Annotated in this window: 28 protein-coding genes and 1 pseudogene; 14 read left to right on the plus strand and 15 right to left on the minus strand. The window is 31.9% G+C overall.

Going from position 1 to position 25353, the window contains the following annotated elements:
- Window positions 1–3: 3 nt before the first annotated feature.
- The 5 genes from DR980_RS15380 to DR980_RS15390 form a co-directional block, all read right to left on the minus strand.
- Complete coding sequence (locus DR980_RS15380) at window positions 4–840, minus strand: DUF6671 family protein (RefSeq protein ID WP_099715208.1); 837 nt, start codon at window positions 838–840, stop codon at window positions 4–6.
- Between the two features lie 6 nt (window positions 841–846).
- Window positions 847–1128: a hypothetical protein gene (locus DR980_RS15385; RefSeq protein WP_099715207.1), complete on the minus strand. Its 282-nt coding sequence runs from the start codon at window positions 1126–1128 to the stop codon at window positions 847–849.
- Entirely contained in the window at window positions 1121–1297 is a 177-nt protein-coding gene (locus tag DR980_RS16390) for a hypothetical protein (RefSeq protein WP_158234597.1), read from the minus strand. Before DR980_RS16390 ends, DR980_RS15385 begins: the two co-directional genes overlap by 8 nt.
- Window positions 1298–1499: 202 nt before the next feature.
- On the minus strand, window positions 1500–1625 hold the full coding sequence (locus DR980_RS16630) for a hypothetical protein (protein ID WP_262510255.1): 126 nt from the start codon (window positions 1623–1625) through the stop codon (window positions 1500–1502).
- A gap of 5 nt (window positions 1626–1630) precedes the next feature.
- Window positions 1631–1909, minus strand: a complete 279-nt coding sequence (locus tag DR980_RS15390) for a hypothetical protein (protein WP_099715206.1) — start codon at window positions 1907–1909, stop codon at window positions 1631–1633.
- 334 nt (window positions 1910–2243) lie between these two features.
- On the opposite strand from DR980_RS15390, the gene DR980_RS15395 reads away from it, so the two are divergent.
- The 9 genes from DR980_RS15395 (at window position 2244) to DR980_RS15425 (ending at window position 6650) form a co-directional block, all read left to right on the plus strand.
- The gene (locus DR980_RS15395; protein ID WP_233206890.1) at window positions 2244–2897 is read left to right on the plus strand and encodes a TetR/AcrR family transcriptional regulator; all 654 of its coding nucleotides are present in this window, start codon (window positions 2244–2246) and stop codon (window positions 2895–2897) included.
- 6 nt (window positions 2898–2903) lie between these two features.
- A complete protein-coding gene (locus DR980_RS15400; protein WP_099715204.1) occupies window positions 2904–3299 on the plus strand; it encodes a hypothetical protein in 396 nt (131 codons plus the stop codon).
- Between the two features lie 13 nt (window positions 3300–3312).
- Window positions 3313–3876, plus strand: coding sequence for a TonB-dependent receptor domain-containing protein (locus tag DR980_RS15405; protein ID WP_099715203.1), 564 nt, complete (start codon window positions 3313–3315; stop codon window positions 3874–3876).
- Window positions 3877–3905: 29 nt separating this feature from the next.
- Window positions 3906–4184 carry a helix-turn-helix domain-containing protein gene (locus tag DR980_RS15410; RefSeq protein WP_394335943.1) on the plus strand — a complete coding sequence of 93 codons (279 nt, stop codon included), beginning with the start codon at window positions 3906–3908 and terminating at the stop codon, window positions 4182–4184.
- Between the two features lie 54 nt (window positions 4185–4238).
- Window positions 4239–4367 carry a hypothetical protein gene (locus DR980_RS16635; protein WP_255409050.1) on the plus strand — a complete coding sequence of 43 codons (129 nt, stop codon included), beginning with the start codon at window positions 4239–4241 and terminating at the stop codon, window positions 4365–4367.
- Between the two features lie 122 nt (window positions 4368–4489).
- Entirely contained in the window at window positions 4490–4744 is a 255-nt protein-coding gene (locus DR980_RS16570) for a bL27 family ribosomal protein (protein WP_233206889.1), read from the plus strand.
- A gap of 12 nt (window positions 4745–4756) precedes the next feature.
- Complete coding sequence (locus tag DR980_RS16575; RefSeq protein ID WP_233206888.1) at window positions 4757–5158, plus strand: chromate transporter; 402 nt, start codon at window positions 4757–4759, stop codon at window positions 5156–5158.
- Window positions 5159–5247: 89 nt separating this feature from the next.
- Window positions 5248–5925, plus strand: coding sequence for a chromate efflux transporter (gene chrA / locus DR980_RS16580; RefSeq protein WP_233206887.1), 678 nt, complete (start codon window positions 5248–5250; stop codon window positions 5923–5925).
- Entirely contained in the window at window positions 5922–6650 is a 729-nt protein-coding gene (locus DR980_RS15425; RefSeq protein ID WP_113637765.1) for a superoxide dismutase, read from the plus strand. Before chrA ends, DR980_RS15425 begins: the two co-directional genes overlap by 4 nt.
- A gap of 429 nt (window positions 6651–7079) precedes the next feature.
- Here DR980_RS15425 and DR980_RS15430 read toward each other — a convergent pair whose 3' ends face one another.
- From DR980_RS15430 to DR980_RS15440, 3 genes are all read right to left on the minus strand, one after another.
- Window positions 7080–7490, minus strand: coding sequence for a recombinase family protein (locus DR980_RS15430; RefSeq protein WP_244199322.1), 411 nt, complete (start codon window positions 7488–7490; stop codon window positions 7080–7082).
- A 114-nt stretch (window positions 7491–7604) separates the two neighbouring features.
- The gene (locus DR980_RS15435; protein WP_146779252.1) at window positions 7605–7793 is read right to left on the minus strand and encodes a hypothetical protein; all 189 of its coding nucleotides are present in this window, start codon (window positions 7791–7793) and stop codon (window positions 7605–7607) included.
- A gap of 29 nt (window positions 7794–7822) precedes the next feature.
- Window positions 7823–8815: a hypothetical protein gene (locus DR980_RS15440; protein WP_113637769.1), complete on the minus strand. Its 993-nt coding sequence runs from the start codon at window positions 8813–8815 to the stop codon at window positions 7823–7825.
- 367 nt (window positions 8816–9182) lie between these two features.
- On the opposite strand from DR980_RS15440, the gene DR980_RS15445 reads away from it, so the two are divergent.
- The 5 genes and pseudogenes from DR980_RS15445 (at window position 9183) to DR980_RS15460 (ending at window position 15543) form a co-directional block, all read left to right on the plus strand.
- Complete coding sequence (locus DR980_RS15445; RefSeq protein WP_113637771.1) at window positions 9183–9545, plus strand: DUF7222 domain-containing protein; 363 nt, start codon at window positions 9183–9185, stop codon at window positions 9543–9545.
- 22 nt (window positions 9546–9567) lie between these two features.
- Window positions 9568–9951: a PcfK-like family protein gene (locus DR980_RS15450; protein ID WP_113637773.1), complete on the plus strand. Its 384-nt coding sequence runs from the start codon at window positions 9568–9570 to the stop codon at window positions 9949–9951.
- Window positions 9948–11255 carry a PcfJ domain-containing protein gene (locus DR980_RS15455; protein ID WP_113637775.1) on the plus strand — a complete coding sequence of 436 codons (1308 nt, stop codon included), beginning with the start codon at window positions 9948–9950 and terminating at the stop codon, window positions 11253–11255. The genes DR980_RS15450 and DR980_RS15455 overlap by 4 nt, the downstream gene beginning before the upstream one ends.
- 646 nt (window positions 11256–11901) lie before the next feature.
- Window positions 11902–12474: pseudogene (locus DR980_RS16685) on the plus strand (NACHT domain-containing protein); the annotation flags it as partial.
- On the plus strand, window positions 12475–15543 hold the full coding sequence (locus DR980_RS15460) for a hypothetical protein (protein WP_146779253.1): 3069 nt from the start codon (window positions 12475–12477) through the stop codon (window positions 15541–15543).
- Between the two features lie 82 nt (window positions 15544–15625).
- On the opposite strand, the gene DR980_RS15465 is transcribed toward DR980_RS15460, so the two are convergent.
- The 7 genes from DR980_RS15465 to DR980_RS15495 all read right to left on the minus strand — a co-directional run bounded on the left by DR980_RS15465 (window position 15626) and on the right by DR980_RS15495 (window position 25288).
- Window positions 15626–16054, minus strand: coding sequence for a hypothetical protein (locus DR980_RS15465; protein WP_167400574.1), 429 nt, complete (start codon window positions 16052–16054; stop codon window positions 15626–15628).
- Between the two features lie 372 nt (window positions 16055–16426).
- Complete coding sequence (locus tag DR980_RS15470) at window positions 16427–17710, minus strand: HlyD family secretion protein (protein ID WP_113637782.1); 1284 nt, start codon at window positions 17708–17710, stop codon at window positions 16427–16429.
- Window positions 17711–17764: 54 nt separating this feature from the next.
- Window positions 17765–19954, minus strand: coding sequence for a peptidase domain-containing ABC transporter (locus DR980_RS15475; protein ID WP_113637785.1), 2190 nt, complete (start codon window positions 19952–19954; stop codon window positions 17765–17767).
- Window positions 19955–19984: 30 nt separating this feature from the next.
- Window positions 19985–21154: a hypothetical protein gene (locus tag DR980_RS15480; RefSeq protein WP_146779254.1), complete on the minus strand. Its 1170-nt coding sequence runs from the start codon at window positions 21152–21154 to the stop codon at window positions 19985–19987.
- On the minus strand, window positions 21135–24119 hold the full coding sequence (gene lanM, locus DR980_RS15485; RefSeq protein WP_113637789.1) for a type 2 lanthipeptide synthetase LanM: 2985 nt from the start codon (window positions 24117–24119) through the stop codon (window positions 21135–21137). Before lanM ends, DR980_RS15480 begins: the two co-directional genes overlap by 20 nt.
- 94 nt (window positions 24120–24213) lie before the next feature.
- Window positions 24214–24405 (minus strand): hypothetical protein, encoded by a 192-nt coding sequence (locus DR980_RS15490; RefSeq protein WP_113637791.1) that lies wholly within the window; start codon window positions 24403–24405, stop codon window positions 24214–24216.
- 226 nt (window positions 24406–24631) lie between these two features.
- A complete protein-coding gene (locus tag DR980_RS15495) occupies window positions 24632–25288 on the minus strand; it encodes a response regulator (RefSeq protein ID WP_113637793.1) in 657 nt (218 codons plus the stop codon).
- Window positions 25289–25353 lie beyond the last annotated feature (65 nt).

Here is a 25353-nt window from a genome sequence, read left to right on the forward strand (position 1 = left end):
GTTTTAAGGGTTACAAAAATCACAATACATAGGATCTTCGGTCATTTTTTTATGTGGATACAATTCCTCAGAAGTATGGTTACACTTTTTACAAGTATAAATAAAACTCAAAGTAGAACGCGTAGACGAATTACAGCATTCACACGGTAATCCCATTTTGGCATCAGAAACCACAAATCCAGGTGTTTCACACATAGGACATAACGACTGAATTGCCTTTACTAATTTTAATACCGCTGTTTCAATCACTTTCATTCGTGTTGGATTGTACAGTGCGCGCATATCGGTTTCGACATATACTTTCCCAAATTCTTTCATCATTTCATTAAAGCTTTCCTTTAAAATCTTTTCATCAGTGATTCCTTTAGCTATTTTCGAAATATCCTTTTCCGATGGTTTTAAAATAAGTCCGTGCGATGGAAATTTTACTTTAGCAGCAAATTCCAGTAGCTCGACTTCAGTTTTAATTTCGCTGCCATTGAAATTGGTATCCATACTGAGTTCTCTTACTATAATTTCTAACTCATTTTTTTTATCAATAAAAATTAAAAATTCATCATCGGCATGGGCAAAAAAAATTGTGGGGTGCATCCCAAAAGACCCTTCGCTGGCGATACCTAAATCGCAATCATTCTCTTTCATAGCAAGGAGACATTTATTGCGAAGAGTCGTTACCGCGCCATCTTTTCTCTCAATTTCTCCCGAAAAAGTTCCCAATGTGTCAGTATCAAATTTATCTGAGACAAAGCAACTTACGCCTAATTCTTTTTCAAAAATCGGGGCAATCACGTTTTCTTTTTTATGCTTAGTTGCTATAAGAAGTTTTCTACCTTTGAACATAAATTACTAATTGTCAATAAGTGAAATGTTTATTTGTGAACTAACTAACAATCTCTTGTTTTTGGCTTTCGCCTCCGATAGTATCTTCTGCAATTTTTCAATCTCATTTTTTAGCTCAGGAATTCTTTTTTGAGCAATTTCATCGTCTTCTCCATATCGTTCCTGTGAACTCCAATTTTTTATCTTATGGAAATTTATTTTGGAAGAAAAAATACTAATTAAAATTTCCTTCGCCTCAACTTCCGAGAAGTTACCGTCAATAAGTGTTAAATTTTCGATTCTATTCATAATTTTGGTTGTTTTTATTTGATAACTGATTAGAAGAATATGCTCCAAGTATTATGGCAAAAGACGCAAATAGTTCACTGTTAATTACGTCATGTGTTGTTAAAGCCATAACAAGTAAAACAATCATTGCGACTAGTGAAATAGCTATTTTTATTACTAATTGATTCATTTTTCTATTTTAATTACTGCTTCCAATTTTAAATTCCATTTTTTTTCATCTATGTTATTTCTTAAATAAAACAGTTCTTTTTGTAGTAGTTTTATTTAGGACTCCCTAAATCACAATCATTTTCTTTCATCGCAAGGAGACATTTACTGCAAAGAGTCGTTAATGCACTATCTTTTCTCACAATTTCTCCCGAAAAAGTTCCCTATATGTCAGTGTCAAATTTATCAGAGACAAAGCAAATAATGCCTAATTCTTTTTCAAAAATCGGTGCAATCACATTTTCTTTTTTATGCTTGGTTGCTATAAGAGGTTTTCTACCTTGAAACATATTAGTTATTCTTTAAAACTTATTTCAATCGTACTATTTACAACCAAATTTAATCCATTTGCTTCTGCAACTTCCACTAAATTTTTAATTTTTTCTTTAGCTTCGTTAAGTTCCACTACTCTTTTTTTGGAGTGAGTGATGTCATTATTGAAACGAATATGATTGCTAAAATCCTCTAGATTATGGTGGTTAATCTTACTGTTTATTAATGCAGTTAATACTTTCCCTGCTTCTACCGGAGTAAAAACCCCATCTATTAATTTAAAGACTTGTTGATTTTTCATTTTATACTTAATTATTAGGTTTTAGTTTTTTACTTTTCTAATTATTCGATAAATTTTTTGGATTTCCTTTATATATTAATATATTAATTCAAAACTATTAATTGGGTCTGGCAATTCCTGTAATTTACGAATTAGCAACATGATTATATCTTTTAGATTAACGCGACAAAGATAGATATAATATTATTAATGATAGCAATACTATCATTAATAATTGTAAAATAATTTTTAGCTATATTTGCCAAAGAAAGATGAGACATCTTCTTTTTAGCAATTTATTATACGAAGACCAATCAATACAAGGATTAAAATGGAGTTACAGTTACAAATAAAAATGAATGAAGCATTATTTCTGCGCAACCCTGAACAGTCGGAGTTAGGCAAAAAAATCATTAGACACAGCATTGAATTAATCTATAAAAATGGATTTGAAGCGTTCACCTTTAAAAAATTAGCAAAAGACATTGGTACAACCGAAGCGGGTATTTACCGATACTTTGAAAACAAACATCGCTTGCTGTTATATATTGTAGCTTGGTATTGGAGTTGGCTTGAATACCAGATAGGCTTTAATACCAATAACATTAGTGACCCCATAATTAGATTAAAAATGGTAATTAAATTGTTAGCCACAACAGTAAAACATGATGAAAAAACAAGTTATGTCAACGAGAGCCTATTGCATCAAATTGTTATTTCAGAAGGTTCAAAAGCATACTTAACAAAGCATGTAAGCGAAGACAATAGACACCATTTTTTTAAACCATACAAAGATCTTTGTGCCGTTATTGGAGATTTAATTTCAGAATGCAATCCGAAATACAAATACCCTAAATCATTAGCTTCCACTATCATTGAAATGGCGCATTTTCAGAATTTTTTCATGAACAACCTGCCTTCACTTACCGATTTTGGGGTAAATAAAGACGAGACAAAAATCATTTCTTTTCTTGATAATTTGGTGTTTTCCAGCATAAATAAAATTTAGTTGTTGATGAGATCTCTGTCATTTTCAGGAGCTCCATCCAAGACTAGACATGCTAAACTGTGCCCGCATATAGAATTAATAATGCATGAAATTGGTGAAAGTAAAATGTCAGGAACAATAAACTATTACCCTCAAAATGAAATACCAGCAAGTATACAACATAAATTTCCGTTATTTGCAGCAAGTTTTAGCTGTAAGCCCACAAATTTCTCACAGGTTTATGGAGGGTTCTCACAAGTATATAGGCCCATGCTTTTCAAAGACATTGTTCCAAATTCTATATACGAAAAAGTAGATGAGAACATTAAAGATGCAAAAGGATATAATGCAGAATTAAGGTTTAGAGGAAATTGGAAATCTTTAAAAGTGGGACGTTACAGGTTTTTTACTTCAATACAATAACCGTTTTGGAACTTTGGCTTTAACTGATAATGAAGGAAATTTTTATACATACAGAACAAATATTGGAAATTCTCTAACCAAAGGAATTGAAATATTTATTGAGATTAACTGGGTTTTAAATAAAAAAATAGAAATGTCATTATTTAGTTCAACCTCCTTTATGGATGGTCGCTACACAACAGGAAATCTTAAAACAGGAAATTCAAATGTAAATATTGAAGACAACAAAATTGAAAGTGTACCAAATATAATTTCCAGAAATGGAATTTCAGTTCATTATTGGAAATTAAGTTTGTCGGGACTCTATAGTTATACAGCCACAAGTTTTGCCGATGCATTAAATACACTTACGCCAACAGCAACCGGAGCAATTGGTTTAGTTCCTTCATATGGAATATTTGATCTCAATTCAACGATAAGAATAAATTCCAAATTTGAAATTAAAGCAAGTTTGAATAATGTTTTTAATAAGCAATATTTCACTAAACGACCTTTATTTTATCCGAGTCCAGGGATATGGGCATCTGATGGAAGAAATGGATCAATTTCATTTGTGGTAGTATATCAGATCAAATAGACACCCAATTTACTTTTGACCTAAAAAAAATCTCTAATGATTTAGAGCTGAATCCTTCCTATTTATCAAGAGAGTTTTCAAAGTATTTTGAAAATCTTAATTTTGGGGATTATGTTAGGAAATTACGAACTGAAAAAGCAATTACTCTTATTCAAAATTCAAGCTATACGCTTACTAAAATAGCCTACATGACTGGGTTTTCAGATCAAAGTCATTTTACGAGAATATTCAAGCAGAGTAGAGGAAAAAATCCTTCTTCCTATCGAAAAAATACACAAAAAAGTAATCCAGATACAAAAAGTAAGTAACATACTATTTATACCTATTTAACCTTTATAGTTTTGTAATAAAACACAAACTATATGATTCCCTTTAAACATTTTCTGCTTCCTGCTTTATTAGTATTTTCTATAGCTGCTATTGGACAAACAACCTATCCAAAAATTACGGGCTATTTTGGTGTAGTTCATCCTAGTAGTAACTTTCGCTGAAAATCAAACTTCTTTAAACTTTAGAGATTATTACGCCGTTGGTTTTCCAACAGGAATTAACATCTGGAAAAGCTCTAAAATTGGATTCTCATTTGAAATTGTACCCAATATAAAAGCAGAAGATGGGACTAGCTAGTAAAATGAATAATTTATTATTTCATCCTGGCGTGTTGATAGCATTAGGTAAAGACTACACATTTGCGGGTAGAGTTGCCTTTGAGACAAATGGCAGATATGGAGTAACTCCAGTATTCAACAAAACTGTAATAAAAAATACCAACAGTAGCTATTATGTTGCTATTCCATTACCAGTACGATTTGGCAATGAGCATCCGGCCAATTTTAAAGTAGGTTTCCAATTTGGTATAGCCTTTTAGAACATCTTGTTTATGAAAGAAAATCCAAAATATAGTTTAAAAGAGTTACTTCTTTATTTCCTGAAATTAGGGACAATTGGTTTTGGTGGTCCAGTAGCATTGGTTGGTTATATGCACCGGGATTTAGTCGAAGATCAAAAATGGATTTCAGAAGATGAATATAAAGAAGGCTTAGCCCTGGCGCAATTAGCACCGGGTCCGTTAGCGGCACAATTAGCCATTTACCTTGGATTTGTACATTGTGGTTTTTTAGGGGCAACGTTGATTGGTTTTGCCTTTATTTTGCCTTCTTTCATAATGGTGGTACTATTTAGGAATCGTTTACAAGTTATACGGAGGATTGTCTTGGATACAAGCTGTTTTTTATGGCGTAGGTGCAGCTGTTATTGGTATTATTGTAATGAGTTCCTATAAACTAACGATAAAATCTATCGGCAAATTTAATGTAACCTCTTTTAAAACGAATTGGTTATTGTGGCTGTTTTTTTGTAGTTGCCATAGTTGTGACATTGGTTACACAACTGGAACAAGTTTTGTTATTTGTATTGGCTGGAATTATATATATGTTTGTCAAAGCACCACCAAAATGGTTCAATAATAAAACGGCAAATTCTATTCTTCTTTTGCAAATGGGCTTTAGGAGCTATGACAATTCTACTCTTATGAAGATTGCCCTCTTTTTTGCCAAAGCGGGAGCATTTGTATTTGGCAGTGGACTGGCAATAGTTCCTTTTTTACATTCGGGAGTAGTAATAGAAAATAAATGGTTAACGGAACAAAAATTTGTTGATGCGGTTGCAGTTGCAATGATTCCCCCTGGCCCAGTTGTTATTCCTGTTGGCTTTATTGGCTATTTAGTTGCTGGTTTTCCAGGTGCTTTGGTTGCAGCTTTAGCCACATTTTTGCCGTGTTATCTATTTACGGTTACTTTTGCTCCATCCTTTAAGAAAATTGCGCAGAATAAATCAATCAAAGCCTTTGTAGATGTTATTACTGCGGCTGTTGTTGGGGCTTTGGTAGGTGAGGTTGGAGTAATTGCTTCCCGAAGTATTTTTGATATTCCAACAACACTAATAGCTATTGCAACAATTTTTGCTTTACTTTATATCAAGAAAATTCAAGGACCTTATATTATCGTGGCAGCAGCAGTTGTTGGGGTTTTTATAAAATTAATACTATGAACAGAAAAGAGTTTTTAAAATCGAGCACTTTATTAGGTGCAGCTTCGCTAATTCTTCCAACAAATAATGCATTTGCCAAAAATTTAGCGGACAATTCAATTGATAAATTGGTTGATGGAAACGGCAATTATATTCAACAAACGCTTCCGTATAGTGAAAATTTTTTAGAACCCTATATGGATGCCGAAACCTTGCATCTACACTATACTTTTCATCACGGTGGTGCGGTAAAAGGGGCAAACAAAGATTTGCAAATGATAAAAAAAGCATTGGACGAAAACAATTTGGAAACCATTGATTTTTGGACAAAAAAATTATCACATCATTTTTCATCACATATACTACATTCGATTTTTTGGACAAACCTTACTAATAAAAACACGTTACCGCAAGGTGATTTGTTGCGGCGAATAGAAAAAAGTTTTGGGAGTTTTGATAAACTTAAAATCTTAATTGCAGCCACTTCAAAAAATGTAGATGGCAATGGTTGGGGAATTTTGGCATATCAACCATACAGCGATAGTTTGGTAATTTTACAATGCGAAAACCACGAAAAACTAACGCAATGGGGTGCCATTCCTTTATTGGTTATAGATGTTTGGGAACACGCCTATTATTTAAAATACAAAAACAAACGAACCGATTTCGTGGATGCTTTGTTTAATATTATTAATTGGGATAATGTAGCATTACGATTGAATGATGCGTTAAAATTGACATTATAAAATATGATATTACTTGTCAGGACAAATGGGAAAATGACTCATTTGTTCGGTTCTTCTATTCATTAAATCGTTGTTAATCAAAATAAATATTATTTTCAATCACATTTATTCTTGGGCTCGATACGCATTTCCATCAAAAAGCAATGTATTTTTCTGTATTTCAAATTATTACAATTGATTCAAGAAAACGTTTAGGACACTATTAGTAAAAAATATTAAATCAGCGTTAAACTGAAAAAATATTAAATAAACTTTTTGGATTATCATAAAATTACTTAATTTTGATTTTCAAAACATGAATTACAGCATTCATTTTAAACAAGTCAATTCAATAATTTACTTAAAAATTGTCATATTAAGTTTTGTGGCAAAATCGTGGCACATTAGTTTATAAATAGTTGAAAATGCAGTATAGGCACGGGTTCCAGCTTATTGGTTCGAATCCTGCTCTGGAACTGCTAAATATACAGCGAGCATAACAGTACTTTCCGGCACAGAGAAATCAATTGGCTGATCAATAGCCTTTGCTGTTGTTTTAGATTTCCGAAGCTTTCCAATCATTTCGTACGCAAATTCAATATTACGACTAAATCGATCCCATTTGATAGATAGTATATTTTTATCTTCTCCTGATGATTTCTTTTTGATTTCTGAGAATAATTGGTTCCATTCTGGTCTATTGAAATTCTTCGCTGAGAAATCTTCGCGATAAATGCCTCTGACTTCGATATCGTAATATTTACAATACTTCAATAGTCTGTCCTCCTGCTCTGGCAAGGAGTAACCTTTTCTTTTTTGTTCGTCCGTACTTACACGAACATATAAATAGGCTGAGTTCATATTATTAATGTATTTGTTATTTCAGCTGGATTTGATGCTGTAAAACCAAAAAACATAAGATAATTTTTATGTTAACTTCAGAAACGGCAATAATAAACCGCATTTTGGAATTCGCTACGTTTCAGATTTGTCTTGCTCATAAGTGACATTAAGCTTCATATTGATGGTCTCATGCTTTACAAACGCCTCCACACGCTCGATGAGCATCAGATTGAAGCGGTCTGCGCTGCCCCTTGCGTGGCCTACATACTGCATGAATTCAGAAAGATCCATCACATTGAGATAAATTCTCTTCTCTACCATGGCGCTGCATATTTCCACTATTACTTCTTCTAGTCCCCAAATCCAAAAAGTTCGGATACCAGTACTATGCAGTGAGGAAACTCCCTCTTTTCATACTTGATCTCCTGCAGTTTTTTATCATATATTTTTGCCTCCTCATTGATTTTTCTTGCCGCCCCCGCCACTTGCACAATGCCTGAGGATATCTGCTTCTGGAGTCCGCTGACTTTCTTTTCCATGGTCTTGCCGGCCACCCTGTCTATAACGCCCAATGCTTTGCTTTCGATCAGAAAAAGGCCGTTGCCATAAAATGCAAAAATGTCGGTAAGCTCCCTATAGCCCTTGGCACGTGCAATCTGGGGGTTTAGGTAGAGATTTTCTTTAAAAAGGTCATCCAGGATAGTAGCGACTTCCTTTTCAAGAATGCTCCCCTCATCCCTGTCGTCGATACTGAAATGGTTCGTATCTTCATGGGTGATGACTGATTTTTTCCATATTTTCCATTCGCTCAGCTCCACCTCCACCGCAAAGGACTCCATTTCATATAGGGAGTCATTTCTGGTTTCCAGCTTGATGCTGTGAGCAAAACGGTCTATGGAATCAAGAACCCTTGGATTCATCCTGCCGCAATAGAGCTTCCCAATGGCGCCCAGCATATTGAGCACCCTGAGCTGGGCCGCCGTTGCGAATACAAGCTTTGCCGTTGCCATGCAGAAGCCAAGTTCGTTGTGAAAATGGATGTAGGTATAGCTTCGGTTCATGATCCCTTGCAGCGAAACATGCTGATCGTCCATGCAGTTGGTTCCAAGAACTGCCGTAAAGTTTAACGGATCGTCATGGATCTTTAGCCCATAATGGAATACAGCCGGATCTTTGGAACTGTCTCTTCCGAAAAGAAATTCCACACGACAACCCTTTATTATCTCTTTGATTACAGGCGAGGTCAGCTTCACCATTATTTTGGACCCGAACTGGTCGTTGATGAACCATACCGATGCCTGCTCGTGCCGTAGCACTTTAGCAATCCTCTCTGCAATTGTCATAGTCCCCTATTAATTTAACAGTTCTATAAGCATATTGGTCACGTATGTTCGGTATTAGCTCAATTTAACGAGCAGAATGCAAAAGCTTTTTAGGTAAAATTATTTAAAATGCTGGAAGAACAGATCATAACATAATATTACTTGTATTTTTTATGTTACTTATATTATTTTTTTTTGAAGTGCTAAAACACAGTTTTATTCCTCCGGTAGGAACAAAATCAATTTTTTAAAAAATTGACATGTTGTCTTCATATCGATATTGCAAAATGAAAATATTGCCAAGATGGTAGATGACGCGCCGATTATCTCAATTATGTTCATACAGCTAATGTAGAAAAATAATTGCAAAGCGCAAAAAAATCACATTATGAAAGCCTTAGACAAAAACGAGTATTCGGATTACGATGTAAGCCATGTATTCAACGAAATCATTTTAAGCCATTTGGACGGCTATAGCGGAAAGAAAAAACAGCAATTGAAGTCTTTCCTTGAAGACTTGACTCGTGGGGGCTGTATCAGCGGTATGATAGGGGAATTTATCTACCACAGCGACTGCAAGGATTTTTACATCAAACACCTTGAAGATTTGGAAGGGATTAAGGATGATTTGGAAGAAGCATTCAGAGAGCCTGTAGCAAACCGCTATAAACTGCCCCACTACACCTTTTTATGCTGGCTCTGCTTTGAGGAGTACTGCTACGGCATTTACAGAGATGTCTTTGAACAATAGCTATTAATCAAACTTTTCCATCATGAAACCATCTGACGACTTTAAAACCGCTATAGAGAATTATCTCAATACAACTGCGCAGGCCGATTCAGCCTTTGCTCATAATCTTGCCAAAGAAACCAAAAACATCGAGAGCTGTTTCAATTACATTTTCGGCGAGGTCAAAAAAACAGGATTGTGCCCCTTTGACAATCAGGAAATCTTTGACATGGCGGTAAAATATTATAACGATGACAGTATTGGTACGCCTGCCCCTGTCAACTGCAAAGTGGTGGTAAATCAGCCCATAAAGGCTGATCTATTCAATTCTGCCCCTATTATGACTCCGCAAGTAGCAAGACCCGAAACTGTAGTCTTGAAGACAGCGAAACCTGCACAGAAAACCTTAACGCTTTTTGACTTATGAAACCGCATACCGCCATAGAAAAACAGATAGTCGCATTAAGCGAATCCCTTGCACCCATTACCCCCGAAATACACACATGGGCAGAAAAGACCATTTTTCTGAAATGGGGCGTTTTATCACGTGGAAAATTTCACTGTCTTGACTGCGGGCACGCTTGTAAACCCGAATCCCTAAAGCAGTCTGCGAAATTTACCGTTTGTTCTGACTGTAAAAGAAAACTTAAAATGCATGTTTGCAATCAGTTACATTTCAAGGAAATAGAATACAGCGCAGTAGTGACTTGTCTTTCGGATTTTAAAATAGTGCGCATTGTCTGCTCGACCAAACAGATGAAGAAATGCTGTCTGCCTACCTATTCCCATACCGAAGTAATGCAGCATTGGATAAATCCGAAAGGTGAAGTGCGCACCATGTCAATCAGTACTAATGTTTTTTCACACGCTTACGATGCATGGCAGTATTATTCGCCCCTTGAAATCCGCCCAAAGGATTTTCAAAACTCCCCTAAATACAGAATCAATCCCTACAGGGTTTATCCACGCTTAAAAGTACTTAATGTTTTAAAACGAAACGGCTTTAAAAGAGGGTTTTATGAATTATTACCTCAGGTATTGCTTTCATCTCTTTTGAAAGATACCTGCACTGAAACATTCCTTAAATCAGGACAGGTTTCATGGCTCCGCTATTACCTTGAGTCGGGCGATCAGCACATAAAACGCAATTGGCAGGCGGTAAAAATCTGCCTCAAAAACAACTATGCAGTTTCCGATTTTGAAATTTGGGAGGATTACATCGAACTTCTACGTTGGTTTAAAAAAGACATTACCTCTGCCATGCTCGTCTGTCCTGTTGATTTGAACTTGGAGCATGACAGATTGGTTGAGAAAAAACAGCAATTGCAGAGAAAAAAACACCTTAAGAAAATGCGCCTTGAAATTCAGCAGGCACAGGAGGTTTATGCTAAAGAGAAAAAACAGTTTTTCGGGCTTTGCTTTTCAGAGGCAGGAATCACTATTTCGGTATTGGAGAATGTGGGCGAATTTATGACAGAGGGTGATAGCCTTAGGCATTGCGTGTTTACCAATGAATATTTCAAAAAGAAAGATTCCCTGCTGTTCTCAGCCCGTATTGACAATAAACCCGTCGAAACAATCGAGGTTTCCCTTTCCAAAATGGAGATAGCCCAGTGCCGTGGTATGAAAAATAACAAATCGTCGCATCATAAAATCATTATGGAGCTCATGCAGAAAAACCTCTATCAGATTCCTTCCCGGATGAAAAAGCAGAAAAGGGAAAAAGCCTAAAAGCGGAAAAACCGAAAAGATTTCGGTTTTTCCGCTTTATACTATCAAGACACTCCTATTTTCTTAAGTACATAAAAAATGTATTGCTATGTTCTCGCTTAGCTACAATATTGTAGTACTCAGCAAGGAGTATTTTAATATATTTGAGAGAAAATTATTAATTATGACAAATCAGGAGAAAGGCAGCAGCTTTGAAAAAATTACACATGATTTTTTTATGTTTTTATTCAAACAATTAAAAATTCAGGTTAATAATAACTGGATTCAAAAGGCTGGTTTTCAACATGGTTTTGACGTAGGATTTGAAGTTGCGATTTTAAATAATGCTTTTTTCAAACGGGGTATATATATTGAGTGTAAAAATTATGAGAAATCCATACTTGAACAGGCACATCTGCTTACCAAAGTAATGCAGTTTGATAGATCGGCCTATGAAAAAAAGGACTCAATATTTATTTTTTTGTCTCCAAAAATTGATTTGAGCAAATGTACGCAAGACTCAAATCCAAAACATTTGGAAGATTATTTCAATAAAATTAATCCCTTTAAGATTATTATTCTAACTCCAAATAATAAAATAAAGGAAATCTTGTCTCTCAATGAAGAAATATTCTGCAAAGTCTATAAGGGTGAAGTCTATGCTAAAATGGATTCTGATACTCATAATAGCATTCTGGATTACTTTGAAAAACTGCTTTACTCAAAAGGTGAAATTCCAAACTTCAAGCTGTCTCAAAAACGAAAGGAATATTTGGAACAGGCATCAGTTTCTAAATCTAAACTTTATATCAGCAGGAAATTAAAAACAAATAAATTTTCATTCTCCTTTCAGGATAAAAACCTTTTGGATGTAATTAAAACAAACAGCCTTGTTTTATTGTTAGGCGAACCTGGAAGCGGGAAAACCACTGAACTGATCAATGTATCAAAGTACTTCGAGAAAAACATTTCAAAATTTGAGATCACCCCCATATTTGTAAGTTTATCCAGCATCAAAAAATTTGACACCCTAGATGATCTTTTACCGGCCGATTGGGCTTTGAATAAAAAAATTGTTCTGCTTCTTGATGCTTTGGATGAATTTGAATTTAAAAACGGGTTAAACAAGGTAATAGAAAATCTATTGGCATATAAGGATATAAGTTTTAAAATAATTGTTTCCTGCAGAACCTATGCTTACAATGATGAACTAAAATCCTTGGAGCCGGCAGCATTTTATTTGGATAATTTCAATTCAGATCAAAGTTTTGAACTGCTCAACAAAAAATACAATATTCCATTAAGCAAATTTAATAAAATCAGCAGAAGCAATTTTAAGGATATACTTCAGGATCCCTTTATGCTCAATATGTTTGGTAAATACTACGAAAACCATAAAAAATTACCTGTCTCTATTTCCAGCATTTATAATGATATTAAAGAAGAACTGCCTCAGGATGATCTGGAAGTGTACAAAATATTATCGCTTGTTTTAGAACTGACAAAACAGACAAGTGTTGATAAAAAGCAGCTCAAAGACCTTTTTGGAATTAAATATAAAAAATTAGCAAAACTGGGTTTAATAGAAAATTCATTTGATAAAAGCAGTTTTAAATTTATCCATAAGAATTATCAGGAGTATTTTGCGGCAGCAGCCATCAGTGAACTGAGTTTTGAGCAGATCTTAAGTTTTATTTCGATTCAGGGAATAGAAAAGACTCACCCTACACTATTCAATACAATCACTTTTTTGATTAATATTCTCGAAGATGATAAATACGATTCATTAATCGAGTGGCTGAGTGTAAACAATCCTGAATTGCTTATTAAGGCTGATAAAAGCAGGACTGTAAATTTCAGGGTTAAAGTCTTTCAGGACTATTTTAAATCGGAGTGTATCGAAAAAACTTTTTGGATTTCATCAGGAACCTTCTCTATTAAAGAAATTGCCGAATTTGGAGACTGCGAAGACAATTTTGACTATCTGGTTTCATTCATAGCGGGTCCAAACAATCATTTTAGGGCAGTCATTTCAGCGTTGGAACTTTTAAGCTATTTTACAATACCTGAACATAAAAAAGAAAATCTTAAAACCCTCTTTTTTAACTTCCTTACCAGCCCGAAAAAATCAGAAATGGTCAAATCTCATGTGCTGGATTGTATTGCTGATCAAAAATTATGTGAGCAAGATCCCAAGTATTTAAATAAAATTTTTGAACTCTTTAAACAGGAAACAAATAAGCAGCTCAATAGATCGCTGCTCTCTTTGATTGAATACCGCAAAGAAATTGATACTTTCTTTTGGTTTATTAAACAAGAGTTTCTACTGGAAAAAGGATATAATGAAAGAGCGGTAAAGGACGAAGTAATAAGAGGAACAAGCTGGGTGCTTGAAGAATTAATACTTAGATTAGAAAAATCATCTCATTTTATCACTTTGGCAAAATATTATTTTGATGATGAAAAAGATGACTACAGCAGTAATGATTTTATTGAAAAATTAATAAACAGATGCCTTTATTTTGAAGACAGGGAAAAATCTTTTCTTACTGAACTGCTTACTTCACTTCTTGATACAACAAAATTTTACCTTAGAGAAGATGCTTTAAAAACTTTAATTCTAAAATTAAAGCCCAGCAGTCAGTTGGAAGCTTTTGATTGCTTAATCAGCCGTTTTTCTTTTGACAGGGTCGGTCATTTTCTAGCGTCCATTACCAATGAGGATACTATTGAATTAATTATCAATAAATTTAGTGACGGTTCAATGGAAGTCAGCAATCTTGATTATTACAGAAATATAATGGCAAATCACGGGAAAAGATCTCTTGCCGAGCACTTCAACAATAATATGCTGGAGAAAGGATTCAAGTTTAACGAATCGCTTTTAACTGATAAGGAATATGATGAATTGGTTGCAAAATTCAAGAGTTTGCCGCAGCAGAATTTCGACCTGTTATTCCATAAATCCGAATTGATTTCAAGAATAAAATCTTTATTTGAACAGCACGGATCATCTATAAGTTCAGAGATGATTCGAAAAATTGAAACGGATTGGTACCGTAAAAATGGTCATGCCAGTAAAGGAGACATTGCAATCTCTTTACTGAGAAGGCTCATCCATCAGCAGGGTACGGAAGTGAAATTTGAAGATATCGAGCCTATTCTGGAAGATGAAGCTACCTTAATAAATGAAATCAAATCACAGATTGGTGCATTAAATGATACCCATAACAATTTTTCAATCAGCAGTGAACAGCAAAACAGACTAAATCAATGGTGCCAAAAAGCATCAAAGGAAATCCGTTTTCACAAGATATTACGATATGTTACTGCAGATAGATACGGTGCACTTGAGGACTATCCCAAGCTTAAAACAGTATTATTTTTTATTATCAAATTTAATTTTGACCTGCCCCAGGAGTTTCTTTTAAACTGCATTGAATTCGTTGATGTAAATAATTCAAACGAAGGTGACGACAGGCTTGATTGGCTAAAACGTAAAATTAATGATGACCCTATTTTTAATCAAAGGATTATAGACAATATCAATACTAAAAACTTGGTTTTTCTGCCCTTAAATATTCATATCCAATATGCACTTGACCATAATTTAAGCGCAGCATTTACAAAAATCAGGGAACATTTCTTAATGCCTGATTACAATTATAATATTGAAAAGAAACTTGAGCTATACGTAAATCTTACAAAAGATTTTGAGCTGTTAAAAAATCTTTGCCTGGATGTTACAAGCCACAAATGCTGGTCTTCACTAAAAATTCTAATGGATCTAAAAATTGAACAGGCTTTCTGCCGGCAGAAAGCCTCAGAATATCTTGAAACAGAAATCCAGGATGAAAAGAATTATTACAGCTCCACCGCCCTGTCGATATTATTTGAACTGAATTCAATTTCAGCAGTGAGATATGTTTCCAGCTTTTTAAACAAAAACAAGCTGCCTTCATTAAATCAGGCTTCCTACGCAAATTATACTGCTGTAGAAGATTTTAATATTCTAAAAACTTTATTTGATAAAATTTATACCGGAGATTCGGATGAAATAGGGTTTAGCGGATTAGGAAATTTTATTTTCGCCTATGTTTCAAATTTATCTAAAACGAAACATAGTTATGATTTGGTGCAAGCCGAACTTATGAGCATTAAACTGTGGGCTGAAGAGCAAAATTTAGATCATGAATTATTCCACATTAATCAATTAATAGATAAATCTAAAAACAGGTACATAAACGCGCAGTCCAAAGCACTCAATTTCAATGAAGCGTTACAAAAAGTGGAGCAAATCCTAAAATAGGTAAACTATTCTTAACTAAAGTTATAATTTAATTATTGATTTGCATTCGCTTATTTTTTCTTATCATTTAAAAATCTCAAAATTAATAACATACAACCGTTTCATATCCTAATAAATTCCAATCAATGTTCATATCTATTCTATCTTTATGAACAGCTAGGCAGAGAAAATCAGTTGGTCTCGACATTGCAACATATCCTAATTTCATTCTATTTCGATTATTAGTTACATATGTTTTTGTTCTGTTTTGTTTACCGTTTAAAAGAGGAAGTAGCTTTGAAAGATCGTATGTTCTCGTAAAGGTCTCAAGATACAATGTTGCAGTATGTGTTTCACCTTTCACGCTGTGAATTGTATCAAAGATTATTTCAACAGTTTCATTTTTATGTTGTCCCTGAAAGGTGTTTTTTTTATCCGTACCATTATTATAGATAAAACCTTCGTTTTCAGCTTCCATGAAATGGAGCACTTCTTGATTTGGCACATCCTCAAATATTCGTTCTAGAAGCAAACTTATAAGTTGATTTACGCTGGTTTTAATACTTACTCCCTGCATAATTGCAATTACATGGAGAATCCATGAGAAAAAAAAGAGGGATAAACAAAGGCTAATATTTAAGTATATTTGAATACTAATTAACAGATGAAAAAGAGTAGTTTTTAATGAAAAATGGGGTGGTCATTTTGCTCCGGAATTAGGTGGTCATTTTGAATTGGAATCAGGTGCTCATTTTAAATTGGAATTGGGTGGTCAATATCACTGGAATTTGCACTATAGAAAAAAATATAGATATTTTAATATAAATGAATTGAGTAATTAGAATTTGATAATTTTCTAAAAAAATTAAATTATAAAATTAAAACAATAAAAGATTAGGACTATTTATGACCTCCTAAAAACATCCCTAAACTGATATAATAAACGTTCTATTAATCGTAAATCTTCAGTTATAATGTCTGCAGAACCTTTCATTTCCTGCTGAAAAGGAATCATTTTTTGATAGGAACTTTTTAACCCGTCAAGTAATACAACATCAATTAATAAATTACCATCTTGGTCTGGAACAAGCGAAATATTCTTGACTTGTCCTTTAAGAATGCCAAACTCTCTATCTGGGAAATTAGCCAATCGAATATTAATTTGTTGCCCTATTTTAATTTTACCTGAATTTAATGTTGGCGCCTTTAATTTCCCAATATATCCTTTTTTAATTGTAGGAATTATAGAAAAAACATTATCCCCGGCAGATATAGTTTGATTTTCTGTCCAAATTTGTAAAAACGAAACCATTCCAGTAACAGACGATTTTAACACATAAGCCAATTCCCAATCTTTAATAACTTTTTTCAATTGATAAAAGGACTGCAATTTTCTACTCTCTAAATTGACTTCTTCTTTAGTTCCGTTGATTTTTATTCCTTTACTGGTTTTGTTATTTTCGATCAAAGATGATTTTAATTGCGAAATACTACTCAATAAGTTTTTATAACCTTTCTCAGCTTGAAGATACCCCAGTTTTTTAATCTCAAAATCTTGCGCCGACACAACCCCTTTATCGAACAAAGTTTCATATCTATTTATATCACTTTTTTGCAAGTGCAATTCATTTTCGTTCAGAGTTTTTTGTTGCTGCAAAAGGTTTAACCTTTCTCTTATTTGAACGTTTTCTAAATTCTGCGCCTTACCTTCAACTTGAAAAGGTTGCAAATTGGTATTTAATTCATTGGCAATGTAAGCCGCATGAAAAAGAGCATAAGTACTTTCTATATCTCCTAATTGTGCATTTTCTAATTTTTTAAAATCAAATATTTTACCATTTGAATGTGATTCAACAATACTTTTTAGTAAAAAGACGTCTTTATAACTAGCCGTATTTTGAATAATAGCCAATGGTATATTTTCTTTTACAATGGATTTGTCCTGTACCAAAATTGTTTCTATTTTTCCTGAAGTTCGAGCCACTAATTTTTCAGGTGGAATATTGGTTGTAATAATTATTTCCGTTGAAATTACATCTGGGTACTTAACCAACCAAGAAACAAAAAAAAGTGATAATAAAATCAATAAAATCACAATCGAACCCCAACGAATCATCCAATGCGGAACACGTGTAAGAATTTCTTGAACCTCTTCACTTCTTAATTCTATATCTTTATTCTTTGGCATTTTATCTATATAAATATTAAAAAATTATTTATCATATTGAACTTGTCTAAAATGTTAATTTCCTAATTGCAATTGATTTCTAACTAATTCAAAATAATTTCCTCTTTGTTCAACCAATGCTGAATGACTTCCTATTTCAACAATTTTACCTTTTTCGAGGACTACAATCTGGTCGGCATTCATAACAGTACTTAACCGATGCGCTATCACAACCACAGTTTTGTTTTTAAAGAAAATATCTAATTTTTCCATAATTTCTTTTTCATTATTAGCATCAAGTGCCGAAGTAGCTTCATCAAAAAATAACATTTCAGGATTTTTATAAACAGCTCTTGCAATCAGTAACCGTTGTTTTTGCCCTGTACTCATTCCGACACCCTCCATTCCAATCTTAGTATTATAACTTAAAGGATAATCTTGTATAAAGTTTTTAATATTAGCCACATCAGCTGCGTAAACGAGTCGTTCTTTATTAATTTCATCTACACCAATAGCAATATTACTAGCAATAGTATCATTGAAAATAAATCCTTCTTGCATGACGGCTCCAATGTTTGAACGCCATGTTTTTTGAGCTATGTTTGAGAGTTTAAGGTTTCCAATACTAATATTCCCTTCGTTAGGTTCATAAAATTTAAGTAATAATTTCATAAGTGTCGTTTTTCCACTCCCGCTTGTACCTACAATTGCAGTAATTTTATTTGCAGGAATAGTTAGGTTTAGATTATCTAAAACATTCCTTTCCGTTCCAATATATCTAAATGACAAATCAGTTATTAAAATATCCTTGTTTTCTGGAATATAATGGGTTTGCGTTTCTTCCTGCTGCGTTTCATCTTCTTTCTCATGAATTTCTGATAATCGGGCTAATGATATTTTAGCATCTTGTATCTCCCTAATAAATTCGATTAGCTGTATTATTGGACCGTTTAAACTACCAACTATACTTGTTATTGCCAGCATCATTCCTAGAGTAATTTGACCATCAATAACTAATTTTGCAGAAAGAAAGATGATAATAATATTTTTTAATTCATTAATAAAATTGGAGCCTATATTTTGGGTTTGCTCCAATAATAAACTTTTTATAGAAACTTTAAATAATTGTGCCTGTACATACTCCCAGCCCCAACGCTTTTGTTTTTCAGCATTGTGAAGTTTAATTTCTTGCATCCCATTAATAAGTTCAAAAACCTTACTTTGTTCCTGAGAAACTGCAGAAAATCGTTTGTAATCTAATTTTTCTCTTCGCTTTAAAAACAGTATAATCCAAAGAAAGTAGAAAAAACTTCCAATAAAAAAAACGATAAAAATTTTCAAATTATAATATGCTAAAATGCCCCCCATAATGAACATATTGATGACTGAAAACATCACGTTCAAAGAAGAAGTTGTAATTATACGCTCTATACGATGATGATCGTTTATACGTTGCATGATATCGCCCATCATGCGAACATCAAAAAAAGATATAGGAAGATTCATTAATTTTATGAAAAAATCAGAAATCAATGAAATATTTATTCTTGTAGAAAGATGCAATAGTATCCAACTTCGAATAAGTTCTAATGCAGTTTTTCCAAAAAATAAAAATAATTGAGCAAATAATATTAAATAAATGAAACTAATATTCTGATTTTGAATGCCCACATCTACTATACTTTGTGTGAGAAATGGAAATACAAGTTGTAATAAACTCCCCGCAAATAAACCAATAATTAGCTGAATTATAAATGATTTATAGGGCAATATATATTTGAATAATAGACTAAAGCTAAATTTGTGTTTTTCAGATCTATCCCAATTTGATTGATAAAAATTTGGAGTAGGTTCTAATAATAGAACAATCCCTTCTTTACTGGATTCATCAGCTTGATTACCAATCCAGAATTTTATAAATTCTTCTTTAGTATATTTCAATAGTCCGATAGCTGGATCGGATACATAATATTTTTTATTTATTTTATAAAGTACAACATAGTGTACTTTATTCCAATGCAAAATACATGGCAAGGGCACTTCTTCTAATTTAATAATATTTAGTTTTACTCCAAGTGTTCTAAAACCAAATTTTTCGGCTGCATCACTTAAATGTAATAAATTACTACCTGCTCGAGTAGTTTCAGATAAACTTCTTAAAGTCTGAATATTGAGTAATTTACCATAATGCTTTGCAATAATTTTTAAGCAGGTTGGCCCACAATCTTTGAATTCAGTTTGTAAATAACTAGGGAATTTTTTCAATGAAATGTTTTAATGGATTAAATATTATTTTTAATAATTAATAAGAAAAGTGAATTTTTGTGATTTATTAGTTGATTTCAACTTATTCTTAATTAAAATATTTAATTCAATTTTATTAATTTTCATTTTATTCATTATAAAGTCTAGCAAATATTTATCTTCTTTACCGCTTTGTAAGCCTTCTTTTAAAAGATTTATTCCTCCTTTTTCTAAAATAATATCTGTAATTAACGCACCAACAAAATAGTAAGAATCTGTGCCAAATACTTGAGGTAAATCTTCAAAATTAGTTAAATCCGTGTCTGGATTTATATCTAAATATTTTTGAATTTTTGAGACATGATATATAAATGGCTTGCCTAGATAACAGTTTTTATCATTAGTATATACGCTCAATCCTGATAACAATAAGTAATTCGCATTTATATACTTATTATTTATCACATGAATTAATTCATGCATGTGATATTCTCCCACTTTAGCATTTGAGTAAACAATATTATTTAAATCATCATAAAAACCACATAAATTGGGAGTTCGCCCCATAGAAACTATATAGTCATAGCCCTTCATTTTGTGAATTTCATCACAGTTTCTTGCTATATAATATGTTACATTTATTAAATTCAAATCAAATAATTCATTTAACTTTTTCAAGAGATTATTAGCTTTTAAAGCCTCATCTTCATCAAATACATAATCTTCATGAAAATGATAATCAATAATTCCAATTTGCTTACTTTTCCATCCTACAGTATATAAAGGCAAATAATTATATAATTTAAAATTACCATTTTCTTTTTTTGCTACCACATTTGTTATGGCTAAAGGATTAAATGTACTATCTTCATTAATCCAGTAATACATTGAATGAATTAAATAGTCATCTCCAGCCTCTTTTATATATAAAACCATATTATTCGGCTCTAATGCATAAAGTGATGGATTTAAAAAACCTTCTGATTTTAATAAGTCATAACTTTTATATTTCTTTTTCTCTAAATCATTCCAAAAAGGGTTGTCATAAATCTTATCTGGATTTGCAGATAGGTAATTTTTCCATAAATTGAAAACAGAGTTAATATTTTGATCTTTTACATTAATTCCACCAGCAAGTTTTGTTTCAATTTTTTGGGAAAAAGATTGTAAACTAAAAAGTAGTATTAAAAGTTTAATAATGTTATTGATGCAATTCATCATTTAAGGTATTTGGGGTTTCTAAACATAAGACACTAGGAGTATTTTTCCAATCATAAAAGCGTAACATTTGATAACCGAATCCACTGTAACCCATAAATAACCCTAATAGTTCCATTTGTCCTCCATCACCGCATTTAAAAGTTTTGTTTTCGCTAAATTCATCACATAATTTATCTAAATAATTCCAGACATAATCGTCAATCTCCTTTTCATCATTTAAAGCTCTTAGTATTTCTAGATTGCCAAAATCTCCATGGCAAATACATTGGTTTCCTAAAAACCCCTTTTTCAATAGATTGTTTTTAGCAATATTAATTTCTTTCTCTAACAAATCATCATTAAAAAATTGTCTGGTCAGTAATCTCCCAAGTCCAATACCTCCCGATCCGTGACACCATGACCCTGAGTCAAAAGTTTCTCCTAAATCTCGTCGATCTAACCAACCTATGATTTCATCATCAAAAAAACTCCTATCGAAGTTTAAAGCAAGTGTTGCTGTTTTCTTTAAATCTTCATTTTTCAATAGGACAGATGCCTTAAATAAAACATAAGATATACCTGCAGTCCCGTGTGAAAAACCACCCAATCTATTTTTACCTTCAGTTCCAAAATCATTAAATGCCCATGAGGCATAACTTGATGTTACATCTGCTTCATTTGATATTTTCATCAATGAAATGACAATTATTTCATCAATTTTAGATGCTAATTTTTTTATATTGATTTCTTTTTTCATATTCAATAAAAAATCTACTAAACCAGATAAACCTAGTAAGTAATCACAATTTTTTATTTGTGGTATAATTGTTAATATTTCATCAAAAATACCATCAATAGTATCCCAATTGACATACTCATCTCCCAAAACTTCTTTTATGTGAATACTCAAATACACAAAACTCATTGGATAAGAATATGGTGAAATAGGAAAATCACTTAAAGATTCTTCGGATATATTTTTATAATAATCACTTTGCAACCTAGATTTTGTAGCCTCTTCTAACTGATTGTATATTTTTAACGCATTGTCTCTAAAACTTAATACCTTTGAATACTTGTGGAGATACAAATAGAATAATGCAACACCTGACTGACCATCATATAAATCATAGTTAAGTAATGAAATATTGTATCTTCCATCAGCTGGGTCTCTAACTTTAGAGATCCAGTTAATTTTATCATTTCTTTCAAAAAGATTGTTATTTAATGCTTCTCCAATCTTAATAGCAGATTTTAATAATTTATTCCTCAATAAATCAGATTTGCTATTGTAATTCATTCCTTTAATAAAACATTCTTTATCAGAATCAATTGAACTAATTTTTCCAAATTTAACTTCTTTTATTTCTAAAGCAAGTTCACAAGATTTTCGAATAATTTCCGACTGGAATCTTAAATTAGAATCAGATAAATTTTCTAGTCTTTCAATAATAAATTCTGTAGAATTAAACTTCCAATCATTGCTAATAATTTTGTTGTGTCCATCATACAATATTCCTTTTGCATCAAACCAATAATATGGGATGTCAAGTTGAAATATTTGGTCTTTAATTGATTGAACTAAGGTATTTTTATCAATCAAATAATTATCCGTTTTTGAAACTTCAACTAGATTTTCAATGATCGAATCTATATCTGCCTTATTCTGTAAATATTCGGGTATATTTATTTCTCTATACAACAAAGAATAAATTGAAGTCGGATGCAAAATAACTCTAAACTTATTATTTAGAAAATCTGAATTCGCAGAAAAAAAAATTTTTATTTGCTCTCGTTTTGTTATTGTTAAATCATAAAGATAAGTAAAGCCTTCTATTACTTTATCTATACTACTTTCATTTAATTCAATTAGGCTATTATTTAATTTTGGTAAATGTTTATCTTCTTCTTTAGAAAAGACTTCAATTGAGTTTATATATTCAAAATTTTTCAAGTTTTTTTTCCAAACCTTCGATTTAATTACTTGCGAATTGAGAGCAAAAAAGGTTGATGATAAAATATCTCTTTCAAAAGTGTTATTTATCATCCAATCAGGTAGCATTCCAATTTTCATAACACTTTCTTCAAACATATATTTGAGACTCTCTTTTAATAATAACTTTGGTTTTGATATTAAGCATTCTAAATCAAAGTACCCTGGATTATTGTTAGAAATAATTAAATTATCCGGTATAATATCTGTCGAACCTAATAAATGGAATATAAATAATAATTTTCCTTGATTGTAAAAAAAATCAGAAACTTCTTCTTCTTTATTGAATTCGTTTTTGTATTCAAGTTGACTTACCCAACAATAATCTTCTTTTGAAATTGATTTTGGAATAATAAAACATATTCCTGACGAAAGTTGGTTATAATAATTGACTACCTTCTCGAAAAACATCTCATTATAAAAATTTCTTGGTTTAAAAAATAAAGAAGTATTTTCTGAAAAATCTATTCTCAATACATATTTATTTTCATTGTGAAGATCTCCTAAAAACAATTTTACGTCTTTTATTTTGCTTTTAATGCGAAAACTCAAATCAAAAGAGGAATAATCGGATTTAATTTTGTTTAAAAAAAATAATAAATATGAAACAGCTTTATTTATAAAATTTTCAATTCGGGTTTCAATTATTGGATATTTCTCAAAAAAATATTCAAGCCAATCTTTAGTTGATGTAAGTATAATAAAATTTTTAAAATTATCCTCTTCTTTCAATTCTTCTAAAATTGAACTTTTTATTGCAATTTCATACTCATGAACAAGTACAAAAGATAAAAAATTATCTTTTAAAAATATTATAATTTGATTTTTTATTTGCTCTTTGAAATAATTGGAATCTTCCAAATAGCATTCAATATCTAATAACATAGTAGCTATTTTTTTTTCCAAAAAATCATTCGTCTGGTAAATGGAATAGAAATAATCTGCCTCAATAAAACTACTATCTATATTCTCATCTAAATTAAATTTAAACATATTCTATTTTTGTAAAAAATTATCATTGGAATTTATAAGTTAAGCTAAAAAAACAGAGGTGATCATTGATTATGATAACCTCTGCCAAAAATAGTTAGTTGTCAGATACTATCTGCTTTATTACTGGTGGTTTTTTAGGACAAGTACATACAGCTGTAGCATCACACCCTGAACTTGAACCTGTTGTACATGAAGACCCACCAAAAATTTTTGAAAGGTTACTTTTTGAAAGTTTTTCATAACTACTTTCAAAATCTGCTAATTTTAATTTTTCTTTTAAAGACATCTTTTCTGATCTTTTAAATGATTAATATTTTTTTTTACTCAATAAAAATTTTCTCTCAATCATCCTCTTCAATCCGCCACGTGCACTTGGTTTATAAAAAAAACGAATGTAAGATAATTCCCTGCCGAAAATATAAAGAAGAATTTAGAATGTAGATACAGCGATAACAACCTTTAACAAAGAAGGTTGTTTTTGAGTAAAATATGTTAAAATTTCAGAAGAAGTATTAAATAAATCCTTGTTTTATGGCTTCTTTTACCAGACCAGTATCGTCTGTAACATCAAAAGCTTTTTTCATGCGGATAATACGTTTTTGAATAGTACTTGTAGTAAGATGTATAATACTTTCAAGCTCTTTTATTTTAAAGCCCTTTGACAAATAGAGAAGAATTTGACGGTTATAATCTTCAATCATTAATTCTTTTTTCCATATTTCATTGATGCATCTTTTTACAATAGTACTATAATACTGCTCCCCTGCAATGATATCTATTACGGCTTGTTGCAATTTCTCAGGTGTAATATCGTTTTTTATGATCAGTCCTTCAGGTCGAACTTTTTTAACTATATCATAAACTATGATAACTTCGGTATGGGCAGTAATCATAATAATTTTACAATTAGGCATCTTTTCTCGTATTAAAATGGCTAAATCACTACCAGATAAGATAGATTTAGTATCATAACCCGGTAAGCCTTTATCAATAATGGCTATATCAAATAATTCATTTAGAGATATTTTTTTTAACAAAGTAGCATAGGCCTCTTCACAACTATAAGCTTTTGTAAAAATAGGGTTACGCAATCCAAAATGAGTTGCTAAAAGAGCATTACTATAGCCTTCTACAGTCATCGGATGATCATCTACTAAAAAAATATTCATGGATTGGATTATTTAACTTTAACAAAATAGGTAGTTTTTCTGCAACAAAAAAAATAGGCACTTGT

The sequence above is a fragment of the Flavobacterium psychrolimnae genome (genome assembly GCF_003312425.1).
Classification (GTDB): domain Bacteria; phylum Bacteroidota; class Bacteroidia; order Flavobacteriales; family Flavobacteriaceae; genus Flavobacterium; species Flavobacterium psychrolimnae.